Annotated in this window: 22 protein-coding genes; 13 read left to right on the top strand and 9 right to left on the bottom strand. The window is 52.6% G+C overall.

What is annotated here, in order from left to right:
* Positions 1 to 92 precede the first annotated feature (92 nt).
* The 9 genes from fabZ to tilS all read left to right on the top strand — a co-directional run bounded on the left by fabZ (position 93) and on the right by tilS (position 11,618).
* Positions 93 to 548: a 3-hydroxyacyl-ACP dehydratase FabZ gene (gene fabZ, locus OQV04_RS10200; protein ID WP_000210739.1), complete on the top strand. Its 456-nt coding sequence runs from the start codon at positions 93 to 95 to the stop codon at positions 546 to 548.
* Positions 549 to 551: 3 nt separating this feature from the next.
* A complete protein-coding gene (lpxA, locus tag OQV04_RS10195; protein ID WP_032280282.1) occupies positions 552 to 1,340 on the top strand; it encodes an acyl-ACP--UDP-N-acetylglucosamine O-acyltransferase in 789 nt (262 codons plus the stop codon).
* Positions 1,340 to 2,488 carry a lipid-A-disaccharide synthase gene (lpxB, locus tag OQV04_RS10190; RefSeq protein ID WP_032280283.1) on the top strand — a complete coding sequence of 383 codons (1,149 nt, stop codon included), beginning with the start codon at positions 1,340 to 1,342 and terminating at the stop codon, positions 2,486 to 2,488. Before lpxA ends, lpxB begins: the two co-directional genes overlap by 1 nt.
* Positions 2,485 to 3,081, top strand: a complete 597-nt coding sequence (gene rnhB, locus OQV04_RS10185; RefSeq protein WP_032186056.1) for a ribonuclease HII — start codon at positions 2,485 to 2,487, stop codon at positions 3,079 to 3,081. The genes lpxB and rnhB overlap by 4 nt, the downstream gene beginning before the upstream one ends.
* A gap of 36 nt (positions 3,082 to 3,117) precedes the next feature.
* Positions 3,118 to 6,600 carry a DNA polymerase III subunit alpha gene (gene dnaE, locus OQV04_RS10180; RefSeq protein WP_001294774.1) on the top strand — a complete coding sequence of 1,161 codons (3,483 nt, stop codon included), beginning with the start codon at positions 3,118 to 3,120 and terminating at the stop codon, positions 6,598 to 6,600.
* A gap of 12 nt (positions 6,601 to 6,612) precedes the next feature.
* Positions 6,613 to 7,572 (top strand): acetyl-CoA carboxylase carboxyl transferase subunit alpha, encoded by a 960-nt coding sequence (gene accA / locus OQV04_RS10175; RefSeq protein ID WP_000055741.1) that lies wholly within the window; start codon positions 6,613 to 6,615, stop codon positions 7,570 to 7,572.
* Positions 7,573 to 7,670: 98 nt separating this feature from the next.
* Positions 7,671 to 9,812 (top strand): lysine decarboxylase LdcC, encoded by a 2,142-nt coding sequence (ldcC, locus tag OQV04_RS10170; RefSeq protein WP_001020971.1) that lies wholly within the window; start codon positions 7,671 to 7,673, stop codon positions 9,810 to 9,812.
* A 56-nt stretch (positions 9,813 to 9,868) separates the two neighbouring features.
* On the top strand, positions 9,869 to 10,258 hold the full coding sequence (locus OQV04_RS10165; protein WP_032280284.1) for a VOC family protein: 390 nt from the start codon (positions 9,869 to 9,871) through the stop codon (positions 10,256 to 10,258).
* 64 nt (positions 10,259 to 10,322) lie between these two features.
* Positions 10,323 to 11,618, top strand: coding sequence for a tRNA lysidine(34) synthetase TilS (tilS, locus tag OQV04_RS10160; protein ID WP_032280285.1), 1,296 nt, complete (start codon positions 10,323 to 10,325; stop codon positions 11,616 to 11,618).
* A 52-nt stretch (positions 11,619 to 11,670) separates the two neighbouring features.
* Here the strand turns inward: tilS and rof are convergent, their stop codons facing one another.
* Both rof and OQV04_RS10150 read right to left on the bottom strand, forming a co-directional pair.
* Complete coding sequence (rof, locus tag OQV04_RS10155; RefSeq protein WP_000062312.1) at positions 11,671 to 11,931, bottom strand: Rho-binding antiterminator; 261 nt, start codon at positions 11,929 to 11,931, stop codon at positions 11,671 to 11,673.
* The gene (locus OQV04_RS10150; protein ID WP_000417058.1) at positions 11,918 to 12,118 is read right to left on the bottom strand and encodes a YaeP family protein; all 201 of its coding nucleotides are present in this window, start codon (positions 12,116 to 12,118) and stop codon (positions 11,918 to 11,920) included. The genes rof and OQV04_RS10150 overlap by 14 nt, the downstream gene beginning before the upstream one ends.
* A gap of 165 nt (positions 12,119 to 12,283) precedes the next feature.
* Between OQV04_RS10150 and OQV04_RS10145 the strand changes: the two genes are divergently transcribed.
* Genes OQV04_RS10145 through nlpE form a run of 3 tightly spaced genes read left to right on the top strand, consistent with a single transcriptional unit; the run spans position 12,284 to position 13,972 of the window.
* A complete protein-coding gene (locus OQV04_RS10145; RefSeq protein WP_001185290.1) occupies positions 12,284 to 12,829 on the top strand; it encodes a YaeQ family protein in 546 nt (181 codons plus the stop codon).
* On the top strand, positions 12,826 to 13,248 hold the full coding sequence (gene arfB / locus OQV04_RS10140; protein WP_032280286.1) for an alternative ribosome rescue aminoacyl-tRNA hydrolase ArfB: 423 nt from the start codon (positions 12,826 to 12,828) through the stop codon (positions 13,246 to 13,248). The genes OQV04_RS10145 and arfB overlap by 4 nt, the downstream gene beginning before the upstream one ends.
* 13 nt (positions 13,249 to 13,261) lie before the next feature.
* Positions 13,262 to 13,972, top strand: coding sequence for an envelope stress response activation lipoprotein NlpE (gene nlpE, locus OQV04_RS10135; protein ID WP_032280287.1), 711 nt, complete (start codon positions 13,262 to 13,264; stop codon positions 13,970 to 13,972).
* A 199-nt stretch (positions 13,973 to 14,171) separates the two neighbouring features.
* On the opposite strand, the gene OQV04_RS10130 is transcribed toward nlpE, so the two are convergent.
* The 7 genes from OQV04_RS10130 to metN all read right to left on the bottom strand — a co-directional run bounded on the left by OQV04_RS10130 (position 14,172) and on the right by metN (position 20,636).
* The gene (locus OQV04_RS10130) at positions 14,172 to 14,996 is read right to left on the bottom strand and encodes a YaeF family permuted papain-like enzyme (protein WP_032280288.1); all 825 of its coding nucleotides are present in this window, start codon (positions 14,994 to 14,996) and stop codon (positions 14,172 to 14,174) included.
* Between the two features lie 52 nt (positions 14,997 to 15,048).
* Entirely contained in the window at positions 15,049 to 16,767 is a 1,719-nt protein-coding gene (proS, locus tag OQV04_RS10125) for a proline--tRNA ligase (protein WP_032280289.1), read from the bottom strand.
* Between the two features lie 110 nt (positions 16,768 to 16,877).
* Positions 16,878 to 17,585: a tRNA (N6-threonylcarbamoyladenosine(37)-N6)-methyltransferase TrmO gene (gene tsaA, locus OQV04_RS10120; protein WP_000094019.1), complete on the bottom strand. Its 708-nt coding sequence runs from the start codon at positions 17,583 to 17,585 to the stop codon at positions 16,878 to 16,880.
* Positions 17,582 to 17,986, bottom strand: coding sequence for an Rcs stress response system protein RcsF (gene rcsF, locus OQV04_RS10115; RefSeq protein ID WP_032237026.1), 405 nt, complete (start codon positions 17,984 to 17,986; stop codon positions 17,582 to 17,584). The genes tsaA and rcsF overlap by 4 nt, the downstream gene beginning before the upstream one ends.
* A 117-nt stretch (positions 17,987 to 18,103) precedes the next feature.
* Positions 18,104 to 18,919 carry a methionine ABC transporter substrate-binding lipoprotein MetQ gene (metQ, locus tag OQV04_RS10110; RefSeq protein ID WP_000874224.1) on the bottom strand — a complete coding sequence of 272 codons (816 nt, stop codon included), beginning with the start codon at positions 18,917 to 18,919 and terminating at the stop codon, positions 18,104 to 18,106.
* Positions 18,920 to 18,958: 39 nt separating this feature from the next.
* A complete protein-coding gene (locus tag OQV04_RS10105) occupies positions 18,959 to 19,612 on the bottom strand; it encodes a methionine ABC transporter permease MetI (RefSeq protein WP_001294600.1) in 654 nt (217 codons plus the stop codon).
* Entirely contained in the window at positions 19,605 to 20,636 is a 1,032-nt protein-coding gene (gene metN, locus OQV04_RS10100; protein WP_000593994.1) for a methionine ABC transporter ATP-binding protein MetN, read from the bottom strand. Before metN ends, OQV04_RS10105 begins: the two co-directional genes overlap by 8 nt.
* A 187-nt stretch (positions 20,637 to 20,823) precedes the next feature.
* On the opposite strand from metN, the gene gmhB reads away from it, so the two are divergent.
* On the top strand, positions 20,824 to 21,399 hold the full coding sequence (gmhB, locus tag OQV04_RS10095; protein WP_001140187.1) for a D-glycero-beta-D-manno-heptose 1,7-bisphosphate 7-phosphatase: 576 nt from the start codon (positions 20,824 to 20,826) through the stop codon (positions 21,397 to 21,399).
* Positions 21,400 to 21,692: the final 293 nt, after the last annotated feature.

Here is a 21,692-nt window from a genome sequence, read left to right as displayed (position 1 = left end):
TGTTCGCCAAACTTTACGGCCTGTCTCATTCTTACGATTGCGGCAGGCCGTGTTATTATTGTCGTTTCTTATATTTTGACAGGAAGAGTATCTTGACTACTAACACTCATACTCTGCAGATTGAAGAGATTTTAGAACTTCTGCCGCACCGTTTCCCGTTCTTACTGGTAGATCGCGTGCTGGATTTTGAAGAAGGTCGTTTTCTGCGCGCAGTAAAAAATGTCTCTGTCAATGAGCCATTCTTCCAGGGCCATTTCCCTGGAAAACCGATTTTCCCGGGTGTGCTGATTCTGGAAGCAATGGCACAGGCAACAGGTATTCTGGCGTTTAAAAGCGTAGGAAAACTGGAACCGGGTGAGCTGTACTATTTCGCTGGTATTGACGAAGCGCGCTTCAAGCGCCCGGTCGTGCCTGGCGATCAAATGATCATGGAAGTCACTTTCGAAAAAACGCGCCGCGGCCTGACCCGTTTTAAAGGGGTTGCTCTGGTCGACGGTAAAGTAGTTTGCGAAGCAACGATGATGTGTGCTCGTAGCCGGGAGGCCTGATACGTGATTGATAAATCCGCCTTTGTGCATCCAACCGCCATTGTGGAAGAGGGCGCGTCGATTGGCGCGAACGCACACATTGGTCCTTTTTGTATCGTTGGACCCCATGTCGAAATTGGTGAGGGTACCGTACTGAAATCTCACGTTGTCGTGAATGGTCATACTAAAATTGGCCGCGATAATGAGATTTATCAGTTCGCCTCCATCGGCGAAGTTAACCAGGATTTGAAATATGCTGGCGAACCGACCCGTGTGGAAATCGGCGATCGTAACCGCATTCGCGAAAGCGTCACCATTCATCGTGGCACAGTCCAGGGCGGTGGATTGACGAAGGTGGGCAGCGACAACTTACTGATGATCAACGCGCACATTGCGCACGATTGTACGATAGGTAACCGCTGTATTCTCGCCAACAACGCAACGCTGGCGGGTCACGTATCGGTAGACGACTTCGCGATCATCGGCGGCATGACCGCAGTCCATCAGTTCTGCATCATTGGTGCGCATGTGATGGTTGGCGGTTGCTCCGGTGTGGCGCAGGACGTCCCTCCTTATGTCATTGCGCAGGGTAACCACGCAACGCCGTTCGGTGTCAATATCGAAGGGCTGAAGCGCCGCGGATTCAGCCGCGAGGCGATTACCGCTATCCGCAATGCGTATAAGCTGATTTATCGCAGCGGTAAAACGCTCGATGAAGTGAAACCGGAAATTGCTGAACTGGCGGAAACGTATCCGGAAGTGAAAGCTTTTACCGATTTCTTTGCACGCTCAACGCGCGGTCTGATTCGTTAATGACTGAACAGCGTCCATTAACGATTGCCCTGGTCGCCGGAGAAACCTCCGGCGATATCCTGGGGGCCGGTTTAATCCGCGCTCTGAAAGAACGTGTGCCCAACGCCCGCTTTGTTGGCGTTGCCGGGCCACGAATGCAGGCTGAAGGCTGCGAAGCCTGGTACGAAATGGAAGAACTGGCGGTGATGGGCATTGTTGAAGTGCTCGGTCGTCTGCGTCGCTTACTGCATATTCGTGCCGATCTGACAAAGCGTTTTGGTGAACTAAAGCCAGATGTTTTTGTTGGCATTGATGCGCCTGACTTCAATATTACCCTCGAAGGTAACCTTAAAAAGCAGAGTATCAAAACCATTCATTATGTCAGTCCGTCCGTCTGGGCGTGGCGACAGAAACGCGTTTTCAAAATAGGCAGAGCCACCGATCTGGTGCTCGCATTTCTGCCTTTCGAAAAAGCGTTTTATGACAAGTATAACGTGCCGTGCCGTTTTATCGGTCACACGATGGCTGATGCCATGCCGTTAGATCCAGATAAAAACGCCGCCCGTGATGTGCTGGGTATCCCTCACGATGCCCACTGTCTGGCATTGTTGCCGGGCAGCCGTGGCGCGGAAGTCGAAATGCTTAGTGCCGATTTCCTGAAAACGGCCCAGCTTTTGCGCCAGACATATCCGGATCTCGAGATCGTGGTGCCGCTGGTGAATGCCAAACGCCGTGAGCAGTTTGAGCGTATCAAAGCGGAAGTTGCGCCAGACCTGTCGGTTCATTTGCTGGATGGAATGGGCCGTGAGGCGATGGTCGCCAGTGATGCGGCGCTACTGGCGTCGGGTACGGCAGCCCTGGAGTGTATGCTGGCGAAATGCCCAATGGTGGTGGGGTATCGCATGAAGCCTTTCACCTTCTGGTTGGCGAAGCGTCTGGTGAAAACTGATTATGTCTCGCTGCCAAATCTGCTGGCGGGCAGAGAGTTAGTCAAAGAGTTATTGCAGGAAGAGTGTGAGCCGCAAAAACTGGCTGCGGCGCTGTTACCGCTGTTGGCGAACGGGAAAACCAGCCACGCGATGCACGATACCTTCCGTGAACTGCATCAGCAGATCCGCTGCAATGCCGATGAGCAGGCGGCACAAGCCGTTCTGGAGTTAGCACAATGATCGAATTTGTTTATCCGCACACGCACTTGGTTGCGGGTGTGGATGAAGTCGGACGCGGGCCGTTAGTTGGCGCGGTCGTCACCGCTGCGGTGATCCTCGACCCGGCGCGCCCGATTGCCGGGCTGAATGATTCCAAAAAGCTGAGCGAAAAACGTCGTCTGGCGCTCTATGAAGAGATCAAAGAGAAAGCGTTGAGCTGGAGTCTGGGGCGCGCGGAACCCCACGAAATCGACGAGCTGAACATTCTTCATGCGACCATGCTGGCGATGCAGCGTGCCGTCGCTGGGCTGCATATTGCGCCGGAATATGTGTTGATTGATGGTAACCGCTGCCCGAAATTACCGATGCCTGCGATGGCTGTGGTGAAAGGCGATAGCCGCGTACCGGAAATCAGTGCCGCGTCTATCCTGGCGAAAGTGACGCGCGACGCCGAAATGGCGGCGCTGGATATTGTTTTCCCGCAATATGGTTTTGCCCAACACAAAGGGTATCCAACCGCTTTTCATCTGGAAAAACTGGCTGAACACGGCGCGACCGAACACCATCGGCGCAGCTTTGGGCCTGTCAAACGCGCACTGGGACTTGCGTCCTGATTCTTGTGTCGAGATTAAGTAAACCGGAATCTGAAGATGTCTGAACCACGTTTCGTACACCTGCGGGTGCACAGCGACTACTCGATGATCGATGGCCTGGCCAAAACCGCACCGCTGGTAAAAAAGGCGGCGGCGTTGGGTATGCCAGCACTGGCGATCACCGATTTCACCAACCTTTGCGGTCTGGTGAAGTTCTACGGAGCGGGACATGGCGCAGGGATTAAGCCTATCGTCGGGGCAGATTTTAACGTCCAGTGCGACCTGCTGGGTGATGAGTTAACCCACCTGACGGTACTGGCGGCGAACAATACCGGCTATCAGAATCTGACGTTGCTGATCTCAAAAGCGTATCAGCGCGGGTACGGTGCCGCCGGGCCGATCATCGATCGCGACTGGCTTATCGAATTAAACGAAGGGTTGATCCTTCTTTCCGGCGGGCGCATGGGCGACGTCGGACGCAGTCTTTTGCGTGGTAACAGCGCGCTGGTAGATGAGTGTGTCGCGTTTTATGAAGAACACTTCCCGGATCGCTATTTTCTCGAGCTGATCCGCACCGGCAGGCCGGATGAAGAAAGCTATCTGCACGCGGCGGTGGAACTGGCGGAAGCGCGCGGTTTGCCCGTCGTGGCGACTAACGATGTGCGCTTTATCGACAGCAGCGACTTTGACGCACACGAAATCCGCGTCGCGATCCACGACGGCTTTACCCTCGACGATCCTAAACGCCCGCGTAACTATTCGCCGCAGCAATATATGCGTAGCGAAGAGGAGATGTGCGAGCTGTTTGCCGACATCCCAGAAGCCCTTGCCAACACCGTTGAGATCGCCAAACGCTGTAACGTAACTGTGCGTCTTGGTGAATACTTCCTGCCGCAGTTCCCGACCGGGGACATGAGCACCGAAGATTATCTGGTCAAGCGTGCAAAAGAGGGCCTGGAAGAGCGTCTGGCCTTTTTATTCCCTGATGAGGAAGAACGTGTTAAGCGCCGCCCGGAATATGACGAACGTCTGGAGACTGAACTTCAGGTTATCAACCAGATGGGCTTCCCGGGCTACTTCCTCATCGTTATGGAATTTATCCAGTGGTCGAAAGATAACGGCGTACCGGTAGGGCCAGGCCGTGGCTCCGGTGCGGGTTCACTGGTGGCCTACGCGCTGAAAATCACCGACCTCGATCCGCTGGAATTTGACCTGCTGTTCGAACGTTTCCTTAACCCGGAACGTGTCTCCATGCCTGACTTCGACGTTGACTTCTGTATGGAGAAACGCGATCAGGTTATCGAACACGTAGCGGACATGTACGGTCGTGATGCGGTATCGCAGATTATCACCTTCGGTACGATGGCGGCGAAAGCGGTGATCCGCGACGTAGGCCGCGTGCTGGGGCATCCGTACGGCTTTGTCGATCGTATCTCGAAACTGATCCCGCCCGATCCGGGGATGACGCTGGCGAAAGCGTTTGAAGCCGAGCCGCAGCTGCCGGAAATCTACGAAGCGGATGAAGAAGTTAAGGCGCTGATCGACATGGCGCGCAAACTGGAAGGGGTCACCCGTAACGCCGGTAAGCACGCCGGTGGGGTGGTTATCGCGCCGACCAAAATTACCGATTTTGCGCCGCTTTATTGCGATGAAGAGGGCAAACATCCGGTCACCCAGTTTGATAAAAGCGACGTTGAATACGCCGGACTGGTGAAGTTCGACTTCCTTGGTTTGCGTACGCTCACCATCATCAACTGGGCGCTGGAGATGATCAACAAGCGGCGGGCGAAGAATGGCGAGCCGCCGCTGGATATCGCCGCGATCCCGCTGGATGACAAGAAAAGCTTCGACATGCTGCAACGCTCGGAAACCACGGCGGTATTCCAGCTTGAATCGCGCGGCATGAAGGACCTGATCAAGCGTCTGCAACCTGACTGCTTCGAAGATATGATCGCACTGGTGGCACTGTTCCGCCCTGGTCCGTTGCAGTCAGGGATGGTGGATAACTTTATTGACCGTAAACATGGTCGCGAAGAAATCTCCTATCCGGACGTACAGTGGCAGCATGAAAGCCTGAAACCGGTACTGGAGCCAACCTACGGCATTATCCTGTATCAGGAACAGGTCATGCAGATTGCGCAGGTGCTTTCTGGTTATACCCTCGGTGGCGCGGATATGCTGCGTCGTGCGATGGGTAAGAAAAAGCCGGAAGAGATGGCTAAGCAGCGTTCTGTATTTGCTGAAGGTGCAGAAAAGAACGGAATCAACGCTGAACTGGCGATGAAAATCTTCGACCTGGTGGAGAAATTCGCTGGTTACGGATTTAACAAATCGCACTCTGCGGCCTATGCTTTGGTGTCATATCAAACGTTATGGCTGAAAGCGCACTATCCGGCGGAGTTTATGGCGGCGGTAATGACCGCCGATATGGACAACACCGAGAAGGTGGTGGGCCTGGTGGATGAGTGCTGGCGGATGGGGCTGAAAATCCTGCCACCAGATATAAACTCCGGTCTTTACCATTTCCACGTCAACGACGACGGCGAAATCGTGTATGGTATTGGCGCGATCAAAGGGGTAGGTGAAGGTCCGATTGAGGCGATCATCGAAGCCCGTAATAAAGGCGGCTACTTCCGCGAACTGTTTGATCTCTGCGCCCGAACCGACACCAAAAAGTTAAACCGGCGGGTGCTGGAAAAACTGATCATGTCCGGGGCGTTTGACCGTCTTGGGCCACACCGCGCGGCGCTGATGAACTCGCTGGGTGATGCGTTAAAAGCGGCAGATCAACACGCGAAAGCGGAAGCTATCGGTCAGGCCGATATGTTCGGCGTGCTGGCCGAAGAACCGGAACAAATTGAACAATCCTACGCCAGCTGCCAACCGTGGCCGGAGCAGGTGGTATTAGATGGGGAACGTGAAACGTTAGGTCTGTACCTGACGGGACACCCTATCAACCAGTATTTAAAAGAGATTGAGCGTTATGTCGGAGGCGTAAGGCTGAAAGACATGCACCCGACAGAACGTGGTAAAGTCATCACGGCTGCGGGGCTCGTTGTTGCCGCGCGGGTTATGGTCACCAAGCGCGGCAATCGTATCGGTATCTGCACGCTGGATGACCGTTCCGGGCGGCTGGAAGTGATGTTGTTTACTGACGCCCTGGATAAATACCAGCAATTGCTGGAAAAAGACCGCATACTTATCGTCAGCGGACAGGTCAGCTTTGATGACTTCAGCGGTGGGCTTAAAATGACCGCTCGCGAAGTGATGGATATTGACGAAGCCCGGGAAAAATATGCTCGCGGGCTTGCTATCTCGCTGACGGACAGGCAAATTGATGACCAGCTTTTAAACCGACTCCGTCAGTCTCTGGAACCCCACCGCTCTGGGACAATTCCAGTACATCTCTACTATCAGAGGGCGGATGCACGCGCGCGGTTGCGTTTTGGCGCGACGTGGCGTGTCTCTCCGAGCGATCGTTTATTAAACGATCTCCGTGGCCTCATTGGTTCGGAGCAGGTGGAACTGGAGTTTGACTAATACAGGAATACTATGAGTCTGAATTTCCTTGATTTTGAACAGCCGATTGCAGAGCTGGAAGCGAAAATCGATTCTCTGACTGCGGTTAGCCGTCAGGATGAGAAACTGGATATTAACATCGATGAAGAAGTGCATCGTCTGCGTGAAAAAAGCGTAGAACTGACGCGTAAAATCTTCGCCGATCTCGGTGCATGGCAGATTGCGCAACTGGCACGCCATCCACAGCGTCCTTATACCCTGGATTACGTTCGCCTGGCATTTGATGAATTTGACGAACTGGCTGGCGACCGCGCGTATGCAGACGATAAAGCTATCGTCGGTGGTATCGCCCGTCTCGATGGTCGTCCGGTGATGATCATTGGCCATCAAAAAGGTCGTGAAACCAAAGAAAAAATTCGCCGTAACTTTGGTATGCCAGCGCCAGAAGGTTACCGCAAAGCACTGCGTCTGATGCAAATGGCTGAACGCTTTAAGATGCCTATCATCACCTTTATCGACACCCCGGGGGCTTATCCTGGCGTGGGCGCAGAAGAGCGTGGTCAGTCTGAAGCCATTGCACGCAACCTGCGTGAAATGTCTCGCCTCGGCGTACCGGTAGTTTGTACGGTTATCGGTGAAGGTGGTTCTGGCGGTGCGCTGGCGATTGGCGTGGGCGATAAAGTGAATATGCTGCAATACAGCACCTATTCCGTTATCTCGCCGGAAGGTTGTGCGTCCATTCTGTGGAAGAGCGCCGACAAAGCGCCGCTGGCGGCTGAAGCGATGGGTATCATCGCTCCGCGTCTGAAAGAGCTGAAACTGATCGACTCCATCATCCCGGAACCGCTGGGCGGCGCTCACCGTAACCCGGAAGCGATGGCGGCATCGTTGAAAGCGCAACTGCTGGCGGATCTGGCCGATCTCGACGTGTTAAGCACTGAAGATTTAAAAAATCGTCGTTATCAGCGCCTGATGAGCTACGGTTACGCGTAATTCGCAAAAGTTCTGAAAAAGGGTCACTTCGGTGGCCCTTTTTTATCGCCACGGTTTGAGCAGGCTATGATTAAGGAAGGATTTTCCAGGAGGAACACATGAACATCATTGCCATTATGGGACCGCATGGCGTCTTTTATAAAGATGAGCCCATCAAAGAACTGGAGTCGGCGCTGGTGGCGCAAGGCTTTCAGATTATCTGGCCACAAAACAGCGTTGATTTGCTGAAATTTATCGAACATAACCCTCGAATTTGCGGCGTGATTTTTGACTGGGATGAGTACAGTCTCGATTTATGTAGCGATATCAATCAGCTTAATGAATATCTCCCGCTTTATGCCTTCATCAACACCCACTCGACGATGGATGTCAGCGTGCAGGATATGCGGATGGCGCTCTGGTTTTTTGAATATGCGCTGGGGCAGGCGGAAGATATCGCCATTCGTATGCGTCAGTACACCGACGAATATCTTGATAACATTACCCCACCGTTCACGAAAGCCTTGTTTACCTACGTCAAAGAGCGGAAGTACACCTTTTGTACGCCGGGTCATATGGGCGGCACCGCATATCAAAAAAGCCCGGTTGGCTGTCTGTTTTATGATTTTTTCGGCGGGAATACCCTTAAGGCTGATGTCTCTATTTCGGTCACCGAGCTTGGTTCGTTGCTCGACCACACCGGGCCACACCTGGAAGCGGAAGAGTACATCGCGCGGACTTTTGGCGCGGAACAGAGTTATATCGTTACCAACGGAACATCGACGTCGAACAAAATTGTGGGTATGTACGCCGCGCCATCCGGCAGCACGCTGTTGATCGACCGCAATTGTCATAAATCGCTGGCGCATCTGTTGATGATGAACGATGTAGTGCCAGTCTGGCTGAAACCGACGCGTAATGCGTTGGGGATTCTTGGTGGGATCCCGCGCCGTGAATTTACTCGCGACAGCATCGAAGAGAAAGTCGCTGCTACCACGCAAGCACAATGGCCGGTTCATGCGGTGATCACCAACTCCACCTATGATGGCTTGCTCTACAACACCGACTGGATCAAACAGACGCTGGATGTCCCGTCGATTCACTTCGATTCTGCCTGGGTGCCGTACACCCATTTTCATCCGATCTACCAGGGTAAAAGTGGTATGAGCGGCGAGCGTGTTGCGGGAAAAGTGATCTTCGAAACGCAATCTACCCACAAAATGCTGGCGGCGTTATCGCAGGCTTCGCTGATCCACATTAAAGGCGAGTATGACGAAGAGGCGTTTAACGAAGCCTTTATGATGCATACCACCACCTCGCCCAGTTATCCCATTGTTGCTTCGGTTGAGACGGCGGCGGCGATGCTGCGTGGTAATCCGGGCAAACGGCTGATTAACCGTTCAGTAGAACGAGCTCTGCATTTTCGCAAAGAGGTCCAGCGGCTGCGGGAAGAGTCTGACGGTTGGTTTTTCGATATCTGGCAACCGCCGCAGGTGGATGAAGCCGAATGCTGGCCCGTTGCGCCTGGCGAAGAGTGGCACGGATTTAACGATGCGGATGCCGATCATATGTTTCTCGATCCGGTTAAAGTCACTATTTTGACACCGGGGATGGACGAACAGGGCAATATGAGCGAGGAGGGGATCCCGGCGGCGCTGGTGGCAAAATTCCTCGACGAACGTGGGATCGTAGTAGAGAAAACCGGCCCTTATAACCTGCTGTTTCTCTTTAGTATTGGTATCGATAAAACCAAAGCAATGGGATTATTGCGTGGGTTGACGGAATTTAAACGCTCTTACGATCTCAACCTGCGGATCAAAAATATGCTACCCGATCTCTATGCTGAAGATCCCGATTTCTACCGCAATATGCGTATTCAGGATCTGGCGCAAGGGATCCATAAGCTGATTCGTAAACACGATCTTCCCGGTTTGATGTTGCGGGCATTCGATACTTTGCCGGAGATGATCATGACGCCACATCAGGCATGGCAGAGACAGATTAAAGGTGAAGTAGAAACCATTGCGCTGGAACAACTGGTCGGTAGAGTATCGGCAAATATGATCCTGCCTTATCCACCGGGCGTACCGCTGTTGATGCCTGGAGAAATGCTGACCAAAGAGAGCCGCACAGTACTCGATTTTCTACTGATGCTTTGTTCCGTAGGGCAACATTACCCCGGTTTTGAAACGGATATTCACGGTGCGAAACAGGACGAAGACGGCGTTTACCGCGTACGAGTCCTAAAAATGGCGGGATAACTTGCCAGAGCGGCTTCCGGGCGAGTAACGTGCTGTTAACAAATAAAGGAGACGTTATGCTGGGTTTAAAACAGGTTCACCATATTGCGATTATTGCGTCGGATTATGCGGTGAGCAAAGCTTTCTACTGCGATATTCTTGGTTTCACGCTGCAAAGCGAAGTCTATCGCGAAGCGCGCGACTCGTGGAAAGGGGATTTGGCGCTTAATGGGCAATATGTGATTGAGCTTTTCTCATTTCCGTTCCCGCCGGAGCGCCCCAGCCGACCGGAAGCTTGCGGCCTGCGTCATCTGGCTTTTAGCGTTGATGATATCGATGCGGCAGTGGCGCACCTTGAAAGCCATAACGTGAAGTGTGAAGCCATCCGTGTCGATCCATACACGCAAAAACGCTTCACCTTCTTTAACGATCCGGACGGGCTGCCGTTGGAACTGTATGAGCAGTAAGGCTTGTCATCGCCGCATTTGCCCGGTAACGTGCCGGGCATTGCTACTGTAAAATCGCACCATCATGACACTCACGCTCAATAGACAACTTCTCACCTCACGCCAGATTCTGGTGGCCTTTAGCGGCGGGCTTGACTCCACCGTTCTGCTGCATCAGTTGGTGCAGTGGCGGACGGAAAATCCGGGTGTCGCTCTGCGCGCTATTCATGTGCATCACGGTTTAAGTGCCAATGCCGATGCCTGGGTTACGCATTGCGAAAACGTCTGCCAACAGTGGCAGGTGCCGCTGGTGGTCGAACGCGTACAACTTGCGCAAGAGGGGCTGGGGATTGAGGCCCAGGCGCGACAGGTGCGTTATCAGGCATTTGCCCGCACCTTGTTGCCCGGTGAAGTGCTGGTCACCGCGCAACATCTCGACGATCAATGTGAAACTTTTCTGCTGGCGCTAAAACGCGGTAGCGGCCCTGCCGGGCTTTCGGCTATGGCGGAAGTTTCGGAGTTTGCCGGAACACGGCTTATCCGCCCGTTGCTTGCCCGCACGCGGGGGGAACTGGAGCAGTGGGCATTGGCGCATGGTTTACGCTGGATTGAAGACGAAAGTAATCAGGACGACTCATACGATCGTAACTTTCTGCGCCTGCGCGTAGTGCCGTTATTGCAGCAGCGTTGGCCGCATTTTGCCGAAACAACGGCCCGCAGCGCCGCACTTTGTGCTGAACAAGAGAGCCTGCTGGATGAACTGCTGGCAGATGATTTAGCACACTGTCAATCGCCGCAGGGGACGCTGCAGATTGTGCCAATGCTGGCGATGAGTGATGCCCGCCGCGCGGCGATTATCCGCCGCTGGCTGGCAGGGCAGAATGCACCGATGCCTTCCCGCGACGCGTTGGTGAGGATCTGGCAGGAAGTGGCGCTGGCGCGGGAAGATGCCTCCCCCTGTTTACGTTTGGGCGCGTTTGAAATCCGACGCTATCAGTCGCAACTGTGGTGGATTAAATCCGTCACCGGGCAAAGCGAAAACATTGTGCCGTGGCAGACGTGGCTTCAACCGCTGGAATTACCGGCGGGGCTGGGAAGTGTACAGCTTAATGCGGGAGGCGATATTCGCCCTCCGCGTGCAGACGAAGCGGTCAGCGTGCGTTTCAAAGCGCCAGGATTGCTGCATATTGTCGGGCGTAACGGCGGACGTAAGCTAAAGAAAATCTGGCAAGAGCTGGGCGTGCCGCCGTGGCTACGTGACACCACGCCACTGCTGTTTTATGGCGAAACGCTGATTGCGGCGGCAGGGGTATTTGTGACGCAAGAAGGTGTGGCTGAAGGTGAGAATGGCATAAGTTTTGTCTGGCAGCGAAACGCTTAGTTAAGTGAAGGCCGGATATGACGCATTAAGCGTCGCATCCGGCGAAAGTCAATCAGGACTCGCTCACCACCACCGTACCGATTTCTGGGTGGCTAAAGCTGGTAATTTTATCCAGACGTAGCTCACGGGTTTCGCCAGCGGCCTCGACGACCAGATACTCCACATTTTTGCGGGAGACTAAATCGCTGGCTTTTGCCTGCAATTTTTCGCCATCTTTCAGCTCAAGTGTCAGCATTAAATGATGCTGGCAGGCGAGCTCAAGATTATCGTAATCATCACAATTGATTGGTTGATACGTATCATTCATTGACATAATCGCTCACCAGTAAGTTTGCCGCAGCGTATGCTGCTTTTTCCCTGACAGCCTCAGAAAGGGCGTCGTCGGCAGCCATTTCATTCAGCACTTTCAAAACGCAGCCCAGCGCGTCCGGAACGTATCCTAAGTCTCCGCTGGCGATTTCCGCGTACCGCTTGCGTATTAACTCACAATATTTTTCCACATGCCCTCCTGTCAGCACTCTGACTTAACCGTGGATGCAAGTCTAAGCCTACGAAGATAAACTCTGTTTCGCAAGGTGACTATACCACACTCATTTCTGCAATATCAGCGCCGCAACTGCACGTATTCCGTTACAATGGCCTCCTGATTCGAAAGGAGTTTTCTTATGGCGCTTAAAGCGACAATTTATAAAGCGACGGTTAATGTGGCCGATCTCGACCGCAACCAGTTTCTCGATGCCTCTCTGACGCTGGCGCGCCACCCTTCAGAAACCCAGGAGCGTATGATGCTGCGCTTGCTGGCGTGGTTGAAATATGCTGATGAACGTCTGCAATTTACCCGTGGTTTGTGTGCCGATGATGAGCCGGAAGCGTGGCTGCGTAACGATCACCTGGGCATTGATTTGTGGATTGAGCTGGGGCTGCCGGATGAGCGGCGGATTAAGAAAGCCTGCACCCAGGCCGCAGAAGTGGCGCTGTTTACCTATAATAGTCGGGCGGCGCAAATCTGGTGGCAGCAAAATCAGAGCAAATGTGTGCAGTTTGCCAATCTTTCCGTCTGGTATCTGGACGATGAACAACTGGCGAAAGTAAGCGCCTTTGCCGATCGTACCATGACGCTGCAGGCAACGATTCAGGATGGCGTGATCTGGTTATCGGATGATAAGAATAATCTGGAAGTGAACTTAACCGCCTGGCAACAACCTTCATGATTGTGATTTCCCGACATGTTGCTATTCCCGATGGTGAGCTTGTGATCACCGCCATTCGTGCGCAGGGCGCGGGCGGGCAGCATGTTAATAAGACCTCAACGGCTATTCATCTGCGTTTTGACATTCGGGCGTCCAGCCTGCCAGAGTATTACAAAGAGCGTCTGCTCGCCGCCAGCCATCATTTGATCAGCAGTGATGGCGTGATTGTCATTAAGGCACAGGAATACCGCAGTCAGGAACTGAACCGCGAAGCAGCTCTGGCCCGGCTGGTGGCTGTGATTAAAGAATTAACAACAGAACAAAAAGCCCGACGACCCACGCGGCCCACCCGAGCATCGAAAGAGCGCAGGCTGGCATCGAAAGCACAAAAATCAAGCGTGAAGGCGATGCGCGGCAAAGTGCGCAGCGGTCGGGAATAAAAAGAAGGAATGGATGGTGAAAAAAGCGATAGTGACAGCGATGGCTGTAATCAGCCTCTTTACTCTGATGGGTTGTAATAATCGGGCCGAAGTCGATACGCTTTCTCCGGCGCAGGCTGCCGAACTGAAACCGATGCCGCAAAGTTGGCGCGGCGTGCTGCCGTGTGCCGATTGCGAAGGAATCGAAACCTCTCTGTTCCTCGAAAAAGACGGAACATGGGTGATGAATGAGCGTTATCTCGGTGCTCGTGAAGAACCTTCCTCCTTCGCTTCCTACGGTACATGGGCGCGAACCGCTGACAAGCTGGTATTAACCGACAGCAAAGGTGAAAAGTCATATTATCGGGCGAAAGGCGATGCGCTGGAGATGCTCGATCGTGAAGGCAATCCGATTGAATCGCAGTTCAACTATACGCTGGAACCGGCACAATCCAGTTTACCCATGACGCCGATGACCCTGCGGGGCATGTATTTTTATATGGCTGATGCGGCGACCTTCACTGATTGCGCGACCGGAAAACGTTTCATGGTAGCGAATAACGCAGAGCTGGAGCGTGGCTACCTGGCTGCGCGCGGTCACAGTGAAAAACCGGTGTTACTGTCAGTAGAAGGTCACTTTACGCTTGAGGCTAATCCGGATACCGGTGCGCCGACCAAAGTATTAGCGCCCGATACGGCAGGTAAATTTTACCCAAACAAGGATTGCAATAGTTTGGGGCAGTAACCCGTCTTGAGACAGAAACAAACGCAAAACAGGCCAGAAGGATATATTTCAACATTTTGAATTTGCACGTTTTTTGTAGGCCGGATAAGGCGTTTACGCCGCATCCGGCAATGGTGCTCAACGCCTGATGCGACGCTGGCGCGTCTTATCATGCCTACAACCCCCCTCATACCTTAAGGCGGATAAGGCATTTACTTTATCACCGGGTCAGCCCAACAAAGCGACCCGCCTTGATATAAATCCCTGGCTTCAGGTGCCCAACATACTGTAACTGCGTTTCTGGCTTAAACGCAGAGACATCACCAATACGCATATGCATCAGATCGGCAGGGCTAATCCAGCCCGATTGCGCCAGCGTAAGCGGATGCCCGGCTTTGGCAAATGCATCAGTGACAAATTCCGAACAAAACCACGACTTTTTGTCTCCTTCGCCCACACTGCTTAACTGCGCTTTCGCCAGGCCGCTGACGCACTGTTGGCGAAAATCCTCGGAGAACGGATTCAGTGAGCACATCTGGCGAGTCACCATAAAGGGGATAAATTCGACAATGCCGCGATAGTTATAACCGCTATCTTTGATTTTATTGGCGAACGCGGTGATTTCTGTGGCTTGTTGCGGGGTAAGATCCGGGACTCGTAAGACGAAAAGTTTATCACTATGCTTCATCGCTTTTTTAAGGGAAACAATCTGGACGCCAGCGCCTGTCGCTTCTGCAACGTTATTTTCACCCAGATAGATTGCAACGTGACTCACAGAGGAAGTGCTGAAAACGCGGATCCCAAATGAGGTTACCCCCAGGCTTGAGGAGAACAGCAAATCGCCGGGTTTGAGATCAGGTACCGTTATTTCTTTTATTGATTGTTCGGTGAAAGAGCTTTGATGCTGGAATTTGACAGCCCATGTTTTTGCCTCGACATCTACCGCTGTGGCAGAGGAGTCTGGCTGGCTGATATCAACGGTACAGGCCGAAAGTAAAAGAAAGCTGGTGAGAAGCAGGCGGTAGTACGCCTTTGGTTTATCCATTTTATACAATCCATGTAAAAAAGGGCCCTGAAATTCAGGACCCTTTCTGGCATCAGCCTTTAATCTGTTTCACCAGATATTCGACGATGTCACCAGTCTTAATTAACTGTTTCTCGCCGTTGCGACGATATTTATATTCGATATCGTCGTTGTCGAGGTTACGGTCGCCCAGCACAATAGTGTGCGGAATACCGATCAGTTCCATATCAGCAAACATCACGCCCGGACGCTCTTTGCGGTCATCCAGCAGCACTTCGATACCTTGTGCACGCAGTTCGCTGTAGAGTTTCTCGGCCAGCTCCTGTACGCGGAAGGATTTGTGCATGTTCATCGGCAGAATCGCCACCTGGAACGGCGCGATAGCGTCAGGCCATACGATGCCGCGCTCGTCGTAGTTCTGCTCAATCGCCGCAGCCACTACGCGCGTTACCCCGATACCGTAGCAACCCATCGTCAGGATTTGGTTACGGCCATCTTCACCCTGTACGGAGGCTTTCAGTGCTTCGGAGTACTTGGTACCCAGCTGGAAGATGTGACCAACTTCGATACCACGTTTGATCAGCAGCGTACCCTGGCCATCCGGGCTTGGATCGCCAGCCACCACGTTACGGATATCCGCAACTTCCGGGGTAGCGACATCGCGATCCCAGTTGATGCCGAAGTAGTGTTTACCATCGATGTTAGCACCAGCAGCGAAATCACTCATCGCCGCAACGGTACGGTCAATCACCACCGGAATCGGCATGTTTACCGGACCCAGTGAACCCGGACCGGCTTTAACCACGGCACGAATTTCTTCTTCGGTCGCGAAAGTCAGCGGGCTGGCAACCTGCGGCAGTTTTTCTGCTTTAACTTCGTTCAGCTCGTGATCACCGCGCACCAGCAGCGCAACCAGCGGGAAGCTACTGCCTTCAACCGCTTTAACCAGCAGAGTCTTAACCGTTTTCTTAATCGGCAGATTGAACTGTTCAACCAGTTCCGCGATGGTTTTCGCGTTCGGCGTATCAACCAGCGTCATTTCCTGGGTAGCCGCGCCGCGCGGTTCTTTCGGCGCGATAGCTTCTGCCAGTTCAATGTTCGCTGCGTAGTCTGAGGTGTCGGAGAAGACCACATCGTCTTCACCGCTCTGCGCCAGCACCTGGAATTCGTGAGAGGCGCTACCGCCGATAGAACCGGTGTCGGCCTGTACGGCGCGGAAATCCAGCCCCATGCGGCTGAAGATTTTGCTGTAGGCCGCATACATTGCATCGTAGGTTTCCTGCAGGGATTCCTGAGAAGTATGGAAAGAGTAAGCATCTTTCATCAGGAATTCGCGGGAACGCATGACGCCGAAACGCGGACGCACTTCGTCGCGGAACTTGGTCTGGATCTGATAGAAGTTCAGCGGCAGCTGTTTGTAAGAGCTAAGCTCGTTACGAATCAGGTCAGTGATAACTTCTTCATGAGTTGGGCCGAGTACGAACGGACGCTCGCCACGGTCAACAAAACGCAGCAGTTCCGGACCGTACTGTTCCCAACGACCACTCTCTTGCCACAAATCGGCTGGCTGAACCACCGGCATCGACACCTCGATTGCACCGGCGTTGTTCATCTCTTCACGCACGATGTTTTCGACTTTTTTCAGAACGCGCACGCCGGTCGGCAGCCAGGTATATAACCCGGAGGCCAGCTTGCGGATCATCCCGGCGCGCAGCATCAGCTGATGGCTGATCACCTCGGCGTCGGCAGGTGTCTCCTTGAGAGTGGAGAGCAGGTATTGGCTAGTACGCATGTTGTTACGGTTCCAGTTGGAAGGTAGAACAGGCTCAAGGCGAGCCTGGGACAAAAAAAGTGATTTAGTTTACCAGTGCAAAAGAAATGTCAAAAGAGAAGGGCGTGAATTTAACGCGGTTCCAGCGCAAAGACTTCAAAACCTGCGTCGGTGACGCGCCAGCGAACGTTAAAATCATGTAGCCAGACGGCATAGGTTTTGCCCGTTTCCTCACCTTTACGATAGGCCGGGCGCGGGTCCTGCGCCAGTACTTCGCGGATAAACAGCGTTAACTGCGGATAACGCTTCTCCAGCGTCAAAAGCTGCTTTTCGACCTCTGCGGTAAAACTCACCGTCATCTCTGCCGCTGGCGCACTTTGCGCATAGCTGGCACTGGCATCGGGAAGCGATTCGGCAAAGGGGAGATACGGTTTGATATCCACCACCGGCGTACCATCGACCAGATCCAGACTGCCGAGCTTCAGAATCACGCTGTCTTTATGGCAAACAACCTCTTTCAGCTCTACCAGCGACATACCAATTGGGTTAGGGCGAAAAGTGGAACGCGTAGCGAAAACACCCATTCTGGCATTACCGCCAAGACGAGGCGGACGCACAGTCGGACGCCAGCCGCCTTCCATCGTTTGATGAAAGACGAAAAGGATCCATAAATGGCTGAATGCTTCCAGGCCGCGAACGGCGTCAGCCTGGTTGTAGGGAGCAATGAGATGCAGTTCGCCGTTGGCGCTTTTTACCAGACCTGGCTGGCGCGGAACGGCGAATTTTTCTTTATAGGGCGAGCGAATAACGCCTATTTGCTCGAACTGGAAACTGCTCATTTCGCCGTAATGTTAAGCGCAGAGCCGATACATACAGCCTGACGATAGCAGCCCGGCGTACCGCTGGTGACTTCGCAGCTATGCAGTAATACAGCATTGGCTTTCATTTTAGAGGCGTTGATTTGCATCCGCTTACGTGCGGTTGGAATGCTCGGCGGAGAGTCCTGATTAGAGGCCTGGCAAGAGTCGCCACTGACTTCACCGAGATCGCGGAACGGTTTGCCGACTAATTCTTCTGCATTGGTATAAATTCGGACCGGCGTGGCGCGCGGCGCTTTCGGTTTTGCAGGCTCCGCTTTCGGCTGGGGTGCAGTGCTTTGAACGGGTTCGATAGGGGATCTGCTTAACATGGAACAGCCGCTTAGCATGAGTGCTACTAAACAGATCGGTAAAGCACGCATAGTATTTCCTCAATGTATGATCAAAACGTCAATATTGAATCAGGAGCTTGTAAAAATGACAAGACGGGCAAGCGCCCGTCCTGAATGATATTACAAATTGTGGAAACAGCCTAAAAATTACCAGCCTTTAACAGCGCCGCCGTTAAACACTTTGTTTGCTGCTTCGTAAACTTCGTCAGACTGATAAGCCTGGACGAATTTCTTCACGTTCTCGGCGTCTTTGTTATCTTCACGCGTTACGATCAGGTTTACGTACGGGGAGTCTTTATCTTCGACAAAGATACCGTCTTTCGCTGGAGTCAGGCCAATCTGGCTGGCATAGGTGGTGTTAATAACTGCCAGAGCGATTTGCGCGTCGTCCAGAGAACGCGGCAGTTGCGGTGCTTCTAGTTCAACAATTTTCAGATTTTTTGGGTTCTCAACAACATCAAGAACGGTCGGCAGCAGGCCAACGCCATCTTTCAGTTTGATCAAGCCCACTTTTTGCAGCAGCAGCAGTGAACGACCAAGGTTAGTTGGGTCGTTTGGCACGGCAACCTGCGAACCATCCTGCAGTTCATCCAGTGATTTGATTTTCTTGGAGTAACCAGCAATCGGATAAACAAAAGTGTTGCCTACTGCGACCAGTTTGTAGCCACGATCTTTCAGTTGCTGATCAAGGTACGGTTTATGCTGGAAGGCGTTGGCGTCGATATCGCCTTTGCTCAATGCTTCGTTTGGCAGAACATAGTCGTTGAAGGTTACCAGCTCAACGTCCAGGCCATATTTGTCTTTCGCAACTTTCTGCGCGACTTCTGCAACCTGCTGTTCGGCACCAACAATCACGCCGACTTTAATGTGGTTTGGATCTTTTTCATCCTGACCGCAGCCTACCAGTGCCAGTGATCCAATCAGGGCTCCCACTGCCGCAAAGGTTTTGAATTTGAACGCCATACCTTATTCCTTCTTCAATTATTTATGTTGTGTTGAACGTTACTTGCGAGTGACAGCCCGGACGATGCGGTCGCCTGCGAACTGAATTAAATAAACCAGAATGACCAGCAATACCAGTACCGTATTCATCACCGTCGCGTTGTAGCCGATGTAGCCATACTGATAGCCAATCTGACCTAAACCACCGGCACCGACTGCACCACCCATCGCGGAATAACCGACCAGGGTAATCAGGGTGATAGTTGCCGCATTCACCAGACCCGGCAACGCTTCCGGTAACAGCACTTTACGGACGATCTGCATTGGCGTGGCACCCATTGCGCGGGAAGCTTCAATTAACCCGGTTGGGATCTCCAGCAGAGCGTTCTCGACCATACGGGCAATAAACGGTGCTGCACCAACGGTTAACGGAACAATTGCTGCCTGCAAACCAATCGATGTACCGACAATAACGCGGGTAAACGGAATCATCCATACCAGCAAGATAATGAACGGGATGGAACGGAAAATGTTCACAATCGCAGAAACGGTACGATACAGCTTCGCGTTAGCAATAATTTGCCCCGGACGCGTGACATAAAGCAGGACGCCAACCGGCAGACCAATCACAAACCCAAAAAATCCGGATACGAAGGTCATTGCCAGCGTTTCCCATACGCCACGAACCAGCAGCCACATCATCGGCTCAGACATAACCCAGTACCTCTACTTTTACATGGTGTTCCTGCAGCCAGGCAATGGCGGCTTGCGTATCTTGTTGTGTGCCGTGCATTTCAGTCAGCATGATGCCGAACTTAACGCCACCGGCGTAATCCATCTGCGCGCTAATAATGTTGTTGTTGACGTTGAAACGACGCGCGGTTTCAGAAAGCAGTGGGGCATCGACCGATTGACCGGTAAACTCCAGACGCAGCATCGGCACGCAGTCAGTAAATGGCTCCGCTTGCAGACGTTCCTGGTAATCTTCCGGGATATCCAGATGCAGGGTCGACTGAATAAACTTCTGCGCCAGCGGCGTTTTCGGATGCGAGAACACTTCACTTACCGTGTCCTGCTCGATCAGTTCGCCATTGCTGATGACCGCCACGCAATCACAAATACGCTTCACAACGTCCATTTCGTGGGTGATCAACAGAATCGTCAAACCCAGACGGCGGTTGATGTCTTTCAGCAGTTCGAGAATAGAACGTGTCGTTGCCGGGTCCAGCGCGCTGGTGGCTTCATCACACAGCAATACTTTGGGATTGCTGGCTAATGCACGGGCAATCGCCACACGTTGTTTCTGCCCACCGGAAAGATTCGACGGGTAGCTATCATGCTTATCGCCAAGACCAACCAATGACAGCAATTCCGTCACGCGACGTTTGATCTCGTCTTTCGGTGTATTGTCCAGCTCCAGCGGCAGAGCCACGTTGCCAAAAACAGTACGCGAAGAGAGCAGGTTAAAATGCTGGAAAATCATACCAATCTGGCGACGAGCTTTGGTCAACTCGGATTCTGACAGCGTGGTCAGTTCCTGGCCATCGACCAGCACGCTACCCTCGGTTGGGCGCTCCAGCAGGTTTACACAACGTATAAGCGTACTCTTACCCGCGCCTGAGGCACCGATAACGCCATAAATTTGTCCAGCTGGCACATGCAGGCTGACGTTGTTCAACGCCTGGATGGTGCGGGTGCCCTGGTGGAACACTTTGGTGATATTCGAAAGTTTTATCATTGATTATTTATTATCGTCATTAAGTTAGTCGTGGCATTTCGCATGCCTGAAACGGGCAACGCCGTCAATGAAATGGATGTTAAGGCATCCAGACGTCTAAATCAATCAGGTTTATGCGAAGAGCACTTTCTTGCAGGTCGAAACATGCGATACTAGCGTCACATGCCTTATTAAGGAGCTATAAAAGGTGGCGAAGAGCGTACCCGCAATTTTTCTTGACCGTGATGGCACCATTAATGTCGATCACGGCTATGTCCATGAGATCGACAACTTTGAATTTATCGACGGTGTTATTGACGCCATGCGCGAGCTAAAAAAAATGGGCTTTGCGCTGGTGGTAGTAACCAACCAGTCTGGCATTGCTCGCGGTAAATTTACCGAAGCACAGTTTGAAACGCTGACCGAGTGGATGGACTGGTCGCTGGCGGACCGAGATGTCGATCTGGATGGTATCTATTATTGCCCGCATCATCCGCAGGGTAGTGTTGAAGAGTTTCGTCAGGTCTGCGATTGCCGCAAACCACATCCGGGGATGCTTTTGTCAGCACGCGATTATTTGCATATTGATATGGCCGCTTCTTATATGGTGGGCGATAAATTAGAAGATATGCAGGCAGCGGTTGCGGCGAACGTGGGAACAAAAGTGCTGGTGCGTACGGGTAAACCTATTACACCTGAAGCAGAAAACGCGGCAGATTGGGTGTTAAATAGCCTGGCAGACCTGCCGCAAGCGATAAAAAAGCAGCAAAAACCGGCGCAATGATTAAAAGATGAGCGATTGAAATAAAAATGCATTTTTCCGCTTGTCTTCCTGAGCCGACTCCCTATAATGCGCCTCCATCGACACGGCGGATGTGAATCACTTCACACAAACAGCCGGTTCGGTTGAAGAGAAAAATCCTGAAATTCAGGGTTGACTCTGAAAGAGGAAAGCGTAATATACGCCACCTCGCGACAGTGAGCTGAAAGCCGCGTCGCAACTGCTCTTTAACAATTTATCAGACAATCTGTGTGGGCACTCGAAGATACGGATTCTTAACGTCGCAAGACGAAAAA

The organism is Escherichia sp. Lx600-2, from assembly GCF_036662595.1.
In the GTDB taxonomy this organism is placed as follows: domain Bacteria; phylum Pseudomonadota; class Gammaproteobacteria; order Enterobacterales; family Enterobacteriaceae; genus Escherichia; species Escherichia coli.
Note: the sequence above shows the minus strand (reverse complement) of the source record. Positions and strands in the feature narration are given on the sequence as shown.

Excerpts from the sequence above, each read along its gene's own strand:
- ldcC (WP_001020971.1), top strand. The coding sequence starts at position 7,671 with ATGAACATCATTGCCATTATGGGACCGCATGGCGTCTTTTATAAAGAT.
- tsaA (WP_000094019.1), bottom strand. The coding sequence starts at position 17,585 with ATGAGCAGTTTCCAGTTCGAGCAAATAGGCGTTATTCGCTCGCCCTAT.
- OQV04_RS10130 (WP_032280288.1), bottom strand. The coding sequence starts at position 14,996 with ATGGATAAACCAAAGGCGTACTACCGCCTGCTTCTCACCAGCTTTCTT.
- OQV04_RS10105 (WP_001294600.1), bottom strand. The coding sequence starts at position 19,612 with ATGTCTGAGCCGATGATGTGGCTGCTGGTTCGTGGCGTATGGGAAACG.
- rnhB (WP_032186056.1), top strand. The coding sequence starts at position 2,485 with ATGATCGAATTTGTTTATCCGCACACGCACTTGGTTGCGGGTGTGGAT.
- OQV04_RS10165 (WP_032280284.1), top strand. The coding sequence starts at position 9,869 with ATGCTGGGTTTAAAACAGGTTCACCATATTGCGATTATTGCGTCGGAT.
- lpxB (WP_032280283.1), top strand. The coding sequence starts at position 1,340 with ATGACTGAACAGCGTCCATTAACGATTGCCCTGGTCGCCGGAGAAACC.
- OQV04_RS10145 (WP_001185290.1), top strand. The coding sequence starts at position 12,284 with ATGGCGCTTAAAGCGACAATTTATAAAGCGACGGTTAATGTGGCCGAT.
- rcsF (WP_032237026.1), bottom strand. The coding sequence starts at position 17,986 with ATGCGTGCTTTACCGATCTGTTTAGTAGCACTCATGCTAAGCGGCTGT.
- dnaE (WP_001294774.1), top strand. The coding sequence starts at position 3,118 with ATGTCTGAACCACGTTTCGTACACCTGCGGGTGCACAGCGACTACTCG.
- nlpE (WP_032280287.1), top strand. The coding sequence starts at position 13,262 with ATGGTGAAAAAAGCGATAGTGACAGCGATGGCTGTAATCAGCCTCTTT.
- proS (WP_032280289.1), bottom strand. The coding sequence starts at position 16,767 with ATGCGTACTAGCCAATACCTGCTCTCCACTCTCAAGGAGACACCTGCC.
- rof (WP_000062312.1), bottom strand. The coding sequence starts at position 11,931 with ATGTCAATGAATGATACGTATCAACCAATCAATTGTGATGATTACGAT.
- arfB (WP_032280286.1), top strand. The coding sequence starts at position 12,826 with ATGATTGTGATTTCCCGACATGTTGCTATTCCCGATGGTGAGCTTGTG.
- metQ (WP_000874224.1), bottom strand. The coding sequence starts at position 18,919 with ATGGCGTTCAAATTCAAAACCTTTGCGGCAGTGGGAGCCCTGATTGGA.
- tilS (WP_032280285.1), top strand. The coding sequence starts at position 10,323 with ATGACACTCACGCTCAATAGACAACTTCTCACCTCACGCCAGATTCTG.
- metN (WP_000593994.1), bottom strand. The coding sequence starts at position 20,636 with ATGATAAAACTTTCGAATATCACCAAAGTGTTCCACCAGGGCACCCGC.
- accA (WP_000055741.1), top strand. The coding sequence starts at position 6,613 with ATGAGTCTGAATTTCCTTGATTTTGAACAGCCGATTGCAGAGCTGGAA.